The organism is Streptomyces sp. XY431 (assembly GCF_001279805.1).
GTDB classification, from domain to species: Bacteria; Actinomycetota; Actinomycetes; order Streptomycetales; family Streptomycetaceae; genus Kitasatospora; species Kitasatospora purpeofusca.
This window is the reverse complement of sequence record NZ_LGDO01000180.1, coordinates 1-5,609: the sequence shown is the minus strand read 5'-3', so window position 1 is coordinate 5,609 and position 5,609 is coordinate 1. Positions and strand designations below refer to the sequence as shown.

The 5,609-nt window shown below is 69.3% G+C and carries 7 protein-coding genes and 1 pseudogene; 6 read left to right on the top strand and 2 right to left on the bottom strand.

The window, feature by feature from the left end; genetic code table 11:
* Positions 1-120 precede the first annotated feature (120 nt).
* Entirely contained in the window at positions 121-552 is a 432-nt protein-coding gene (locus tag ADK60_RS19300; RefSeq protein WP_053647575.1) for a winged helix-turn-helix transcriptional regulator, read from the bottom strand.
* Positions 553-647: 95 nt separating this feature from the next.
* Between ADK60_RS19300 and ADK60_RS19295 the strand changes: the two genes are divergently transcribed.
* The 5 genes and pseudogenes from ADK60_RS19295 to ADK60_RS19275 all read left to right on the top strand — a co-directional run bounded on the left by ADK60_RS19295 (position 648) and on the right by ADK60_RS19275 (position 4,356).
* A complete protein-coding gene (locus ADK60_RS19295; protein ID WP_053647573.1) occupies positions 648-998 on the top strand; it encodes a DoxX family protein in 351 nt (116 codons plus the stop codon).
* A 169-nt stretch (positions 999-1,167) separates the two neighbouring features.
* Positions 1,168-1,560 (top strand): annotated as a pseudogene (locus ADK60_RS42050) (IS701 family transposase); the annotation flags it as partial.
* A 41-nt stretch (positions 1,561-1,601) separates the two neighbouring features.
* Positions 1,602-2,006: a hypothetical protein gene (locus ADK60_RS45780; RefSeq protein ID WP_053647569.1), complete on the top strand. Its 405-nt coding sequence runs from the start codon at positions 1,602-1,604 to the stop codon at positions 2,004-2,006.
* Between the two features lie 171 nt (positions 2,007-2,177).
* Complete coding sequence (locus ADK60_RS19280; protein ID WP_159400493.1) at positions 2,178-2,489, top strand: hypothetical protein; 312 nt, start codon at positions 2,178-2,180, stop codon at positions 2,487-2,489.
* A 172-nt stretch (positions 2,490-2,661) separates the two neighbouring features.
* Complete coding sequence (locus ADK60_RS19275) at positions 2,662-4,356, top strand: IS1182 family transposase (protein ID WP_079008510.1); 1,695 nt, start codon at positions 2,662-2,664, stop codon at positions 4,354-4,356.
* 32 nt (positions 4,357-4,388) lie between these two features.
* On the opposite strand, the gene ADK60_RS46715 is transcribed toward ADK60_RS19275, so the two are convergent.
* Positions 4,389-4,931, bottom strand: a complete 543-nt coding sequence (locus ADK60_RS46715; protein ID WP_234371155.1) for a barstar family protein — start codon at positions 4,929-4,931, stop codon at positions 4,389-4,391.
* Between the two features lie 50 nt (positions 4,932-4,981).
* On the opposite strand from ADK60_RS46715, the gene ADK60_RS46710 reads away from it, so the two are divergent.
* Positions 4,982-5,609 (top strand): hypothetical protein (locus ADK60_RS46710; RefSeq protein WP_234371154.1); only part of this gene is annotated, 628 nt, incomplete at its 3' end.

Here is a 5,609-nt window from a genome sequence, read left to right as displayed (position 1 = left end):
ACCACCATCCGCATACCTCACACACCACCAGATACAGCCACCACACCACACCCATCAGGGACTTCCACACAGTTCACCCTGACGCGCCGAAGTCAGTAAAGGTCCAGCCTCTTCTATTGATCAGAAACGGCTCGGGTTCTCATGAACATGAGGGGTCTTCACCGGGGTCGCCTGAGCCGCCTCGATGGTCCTGGCCGCCTCGGCTGCTTCCCGGAAGGTGACGACCGCCTCGCCGTTCTCCCGCGCCCATGCGGTAAGCATCCTGATGGGTTCCTCCAGGGTTCGCCCGAGATCGGTCAGGCAGTACTCCACGCGCGGCGGCGCCTCGGCGTACGCGTGCCGCTCGACGAGCCCGTTGGCCTGGAGCCGGCGCAACGTCTGGGTCAGTACCTTGCGCGAAATGCCACCGCTCAGCTCGACCAGCTCGCCGTGGCGCAACGGACCGTCGGTCAGCGCGAAGAGCGTGACCATGGACCACTTGCTGGCGATGATCTCCATGGCCAGGAGAGCGGGACAGTCGGCGAGGAAGGCAATTCCGGGTCGCAGGCTCATGCCCGAACGTTACCTGAAGGTACCTATCGGCCGCCTATCGTCATCGAGGTGCGCACGCCCCGTTACTCGCATCTCGCACGATTGAGGTTTCAGCCATGTTCGTCTCCCTTGCCGTCGTCACCGTGTTCATGTCGGCGCTTCTCCTGGTATCGGCCGGGGCCAAGTCTCTGCGGACGCGGCACATCACCGAGCAGATGTCCACCCTCGGAGTGCCGCAGAGCATGATGGCTTTCCTGATCGGCGCTCAGATCGCGGGCGCGGCCGGTGTGATCGCCGGACTCTGGTGGGGACCCGTCGGAATCGCCGCCGCGATCGGCCTGACGCTCTATTTCGCCGGGGCGGTCGCCTTCCACCTGCGCGTCGGCGACCGCAAGGGCGCGTCTCCGGCGGTGGTCCTCACTGTGGCCTCCGTCGCCCTGATCGTGCTGCGCGCTGCCACCCTCTGACAGCGGACAGCCGGTCTGACGCCGGCCTTGATCGTGCTCAGTGAGGTTGGTCTCCGATGAGGACGGCCACCGTTGATCATCGTGAGTTGTGTCGACAAACGAAGATCAGCCGGTGGCCGTGGGCCACAGCGTAGATCCTGCTCGGTGGCAATCGGTATTCGAGGGCCTGATGGGCAAGGTGGCGGGCCGGTTCGCCCGGGTGGAACCCCGCCGCCGAGCAGAGGCGTTCGTGCTGGGGCTGCTCGCGGACCTGCCAAGGAAGAACTGCTGGACGATCGCCGAGCACGCCGGTAACGCCAGCCCGGCCGGCATGCAGCACCTGCTCAGCCGGGCCCGCTGGGATGCCGACCGAGTGCGTGACGACATACGGGACTTCGTAGTCGAGCACCTCGGCGACGAGGACGCCGTACTGGTCGTCGACGAGACCGGGGACCTGAAGAAAGGCACCGCGAGCGTCGGGGTCCAGCGTCAGTACACCGGAACCGCGGGCCGGATCGAGAACTCCCAGGTCGCCGTCTACCTCGTCTACGCGAGTGCGGCCGGGCACGCCGCCATCGAACGGGCCACGACCACCACGACCCCCGAGCTCAGCCCGCTGACCTGTTGGCGGACCTGGCCGTCCGGCCGGCGTACGGGCTTCCCGAGTACGAGGCGGCCGCGCGGTTGCGGCACAACGCCAGATCCGCCCAGCCCGATGTCGAACTGGTCCTGGAGATGCGGGTCACCTACTGGGACCAGGGCGAGGACGCGGTGGCCGCGCTGTGGCAGGAGGCCGCCCCCTCGCTCCGCCGAGTGGCGATCATGCACCTGCTCATCGCGTGCTGCATGGTCCGCGGATACCGTGAACGCCGCCTCGCCCCCGCAGACGTCGTGTCCCTGGTCCGCCGGACCATCCCGCCCTTCGCCGCCGACTGGCTCGCATGGTCGAACCTGGGGCTCCCCGACCGGGGAGCCCCAGGCGATGCCCCCTCCGAGCCTCAGGCACTTCCACGGCCACAGGCGCGCTGAGGTGGCCGGCACTACGGCAGTCATGACGGTCCGCAGGTTGAACGGGCCCGGTCGGTGTGCCACTTGTCGGTCGCCCCCGGCCGATTCCGAGGTCTTCCGGCGAGACTCGCCCGGTGGTTCGTCGGCGGGCCGGACCGACGCACTGTGGGCGCGGACGACTACCATCCTGGGGTGTCCGACACGATCACCCCCACCGAAGCCCCCACCACCGTTGACCCGGCAGGGGAGCCGCTGCACCCCGACTTCGTGATGCCCGACTTCGACGAGACCCTTGACCCGTGGGCCGCCCTGGAGAAATGGGACGCTGACCTCCGGGCCCAGGCCCGGGCCGCGTACCCGGGGGAGGGACAGTGGTTGGAACGGGTCTGCTACCCCGGGCCGGTGCCCGCCGTACCCCTCGCCGAGTGCGACGGCACCTTCCTGCCCCTGGTCGTCACCGCCCACCGCGCCGCCCTCAGCCGCCGGGCCTGGAGGGTCCGGTAGGAACAGCCTCTGGCCCAGCCCGCCACCGGCACCGCGAAGGACATGTTCGCGGCCGAAATCCCAGTCCGCAGCCCTAACTTGACTCTGTCGGTGATCTTGGTGGGAGTGAGCTGACTGGCGTGGTCAGTGGGCAGCCTCGTGTCGGTGGTGCAGGCCGACCCTGGCGAGGTGCATGTTGTCCGTCCGTCCCCGTTCCGGTAATCAGGTCCCCGCTCTGACTGCGCGGGTTGCGCGGGCGAGCAATCTGAACGGGACGACGGCGATGTGGGTGCGGGATCGCCTGGACGGCCTGTGGCATGACGAGGACTTCGCCAGCTGGTACCCGCGCGACGGCCGTCCCGGTCTCTCGCCCGCCCAGTTGGCCACCGTCTGCGTGCTGCAGTTCTTGCTGGGCCTGTCGGACCGCGACGCGGCGGTGGCCGTGCGGTGCCGCATCGACTTCAAGTACACCCTCTGCCTGGAACTGGACGATTCCGGCTTCCACCACAGCGTGTTGTCCGAGTTCCGGCAGCGCCTTCTCGAAGACGACCGCGCGGACCGGCTCCTGGACCTGGCCCTGGCCCGCTTGAAGGACGCCGGGCTCGTGCGCGAGCGCACCACGCAGCGCACCGACTCGACCCACGTCCTGGCCGCGGTGCGTGACCTGACCCGGCTGGAGCTGGTCACCGAGTCGGTCCGCGCCGCGCTGGAGGAGACAGCCCGCACGGCCGGGCACCTGCTGGCCGGCCTGGTCGACGAGGAATGGGGGCGCCGCTACGGCCGTCAGGTGCGCCCGGGCAAGAACCCCACCCGGCCCAAGACCCGGATCCTCTCTGCCGGCGAGGACGCATGCCGACTGCTGGAGCACCTGCGGCAGTACGGACCGGGCTACCGGCCCGGCCCGCAGGTCGGGGCCCTGCGGCAGGTTGTCGTGCGGAACTACTACCGCGACGCGGCGGGCCGCCTGCGCTGGCGCACTGCCGACGACGGTGGCCTGCCGCCCTCCGCCCTGGCGGTCGTCTCGCCCTACGACACCACGGCCCGCTACGTCCGCCACGGTCACATCATCGCCTGGAAGGGGTTCGCCGCCCACCTGACGGAGACGTGCGAGCCTGACAGCGTCAACGTGATCACGGACGTGGCCACCACCTTGGCGGCGACCCACGACGCCCATGTCCTGCCCGGTCTCCACGCGCGTCTGGCGCGCCGGGGGTTGCTGCCCGCCGAGCACCTGGTCGACGGCGGCTACACCTCCCTGCCCCACCTGGAGCGGGCCGCCCGTGAACACCAGGTCACCGTCAGCGGCCCGATCAAGGCCAACCCGACCCGCCAGCACCGCCTCGGTGAGGGCTTCGGCCGCGACGGCTTCCGCATCGACTTCGACCGCCGCCAGGTCACCTGCCCCAACGGCCGGGTCAGCGCTGGCTGGCACGGCCCCTGCCCCACCTCCGAACTCGCCGCCGCACCCCCGATCGTCGCCCGGTTCACCCACGGCCAATGCCAGCCCTGCCCGGACAAGCCGCGATGCACGAAAGCACCCGCCCGCAACGTCGGCTTCCCACCCCGAGAACTCCACGAGCTGCAGGCCCGCGTCCGCGCCGAGCAGCAGACCCCCGAATGGAAGACCCGTTACGCGGTCCGCTCCGGCATCGAGGGCACCGTCAACGAATTCGCCCACGGACACGGCATGTGCCACTGCCGCTACCGAGGCCAGCCCAAGGCACACCTGCAGCACGTACTCACCGCCATCGCGGTGAACATCGAACGACTCAGCGACCGGCCGGAGACCGAGGAAACCCCCACACCGAGACCACCGACCGCCTTCCAGACCTACCTGGACCAACACGGAATCCCGCGGTCGAAGTCCTGGCGAGCCCTCGGAACCTGACCTCAATCACCAAGATCACCGATAGAGTCAAGTTAGTCGAGGACGACGTTGACGCGGTGGCGTTCGAGGAGTTGTAGGACTTTCTCGAAGGAGATGGACGAACGGCCGGGGCCGTCGAGGGAGCCCAGTGCCCGGCGTGCGATGTCGGCGTCGTGCCAGACCAGGGTGAAGGGTCCTACGATGCCGCGCTGGCCGCGCAGGCAGTCTTTGAGGTCGTCCCATCCCCGGCCGATGTTGAACCCCGGTCCGACGAGCGCCTCGCCCAACGCGCAGTACAGGCCCGGCAGGTCGGTGATGAACCGCCCCGCGAGGTGGTGGGTTCCTCCGCTGCTGTCCGGTCCGCCCGGATGGCGGCGTGTCAGGTTGAGCCACTGGGTACGGCCCTGTGTGTCCAGGGAGGCCCACTGGTTGGGCGTGCTCGGGTGACCCCGGTACCAGGTCTCCCAGATCCGCCGGGCAGCCGGCGGGGGGCGGTCGTCGTCCCCGCCGTCGGCGAGCGTGATGTCGAGCAGCGGGTCCCCGAGTACGGACGGACGGACGTCCGTGATCTCCAGGCGGACCATGTGACGTGCCATCTCCCGTCCGGCGCGGTCCAACGCCTGCAGGACCGCCCATTGCTCCGTCCATGCTCGGGGGTCGCGCAGGCGGCGAGCAGCGGCTCGTCGGGTTCGCACCCGATGAGCCGAAGGGGGATGTCGGCCTGTGCCTCGCGCGGGACGAGGAGGCCGTCGATACCGAGACATTCACCGGTTTGTCCACCGTGGTGGTCGACCGCATAGACCTCGAAGCGCGGCACCGTCGGCATGGTGCCGGGACCGGCGCCGCACCACACCTCGGCGTGTTCGACGACGCCGGTTCCCACGACGATGTCGACGAGACCCGGATCGGCCGCGTTGGGCCGGTGGGTGATGACGACCGTGTCCACGAGGCCCCAGGCGAGCTGGGGCATGCACTCGTCCCAGATCGCGACTTCCAGAGTGCCCAACGACCGCGTTGCTTCGTCGGGCCGGGCGATCACGTCGTGCCAGGGCCCCTCGGGCTTGCACCCCCGTATCGTCAACACCTCACGCGGTGGCGGCACCGGATCGACGAACAGGCCCTCGACGTCCGCGCACCGTCCCCAGTGTTCGATCTCGAGTTCCGCGTCCAGCCGACCCAGCAGGTACTTGACCGGGAAGCCATGTCCCCACGCGGCGTGATCCTCGCCCTGCACACAGCCTCCGGACAGTCCAACGATCTTGACGCGCCCGTAG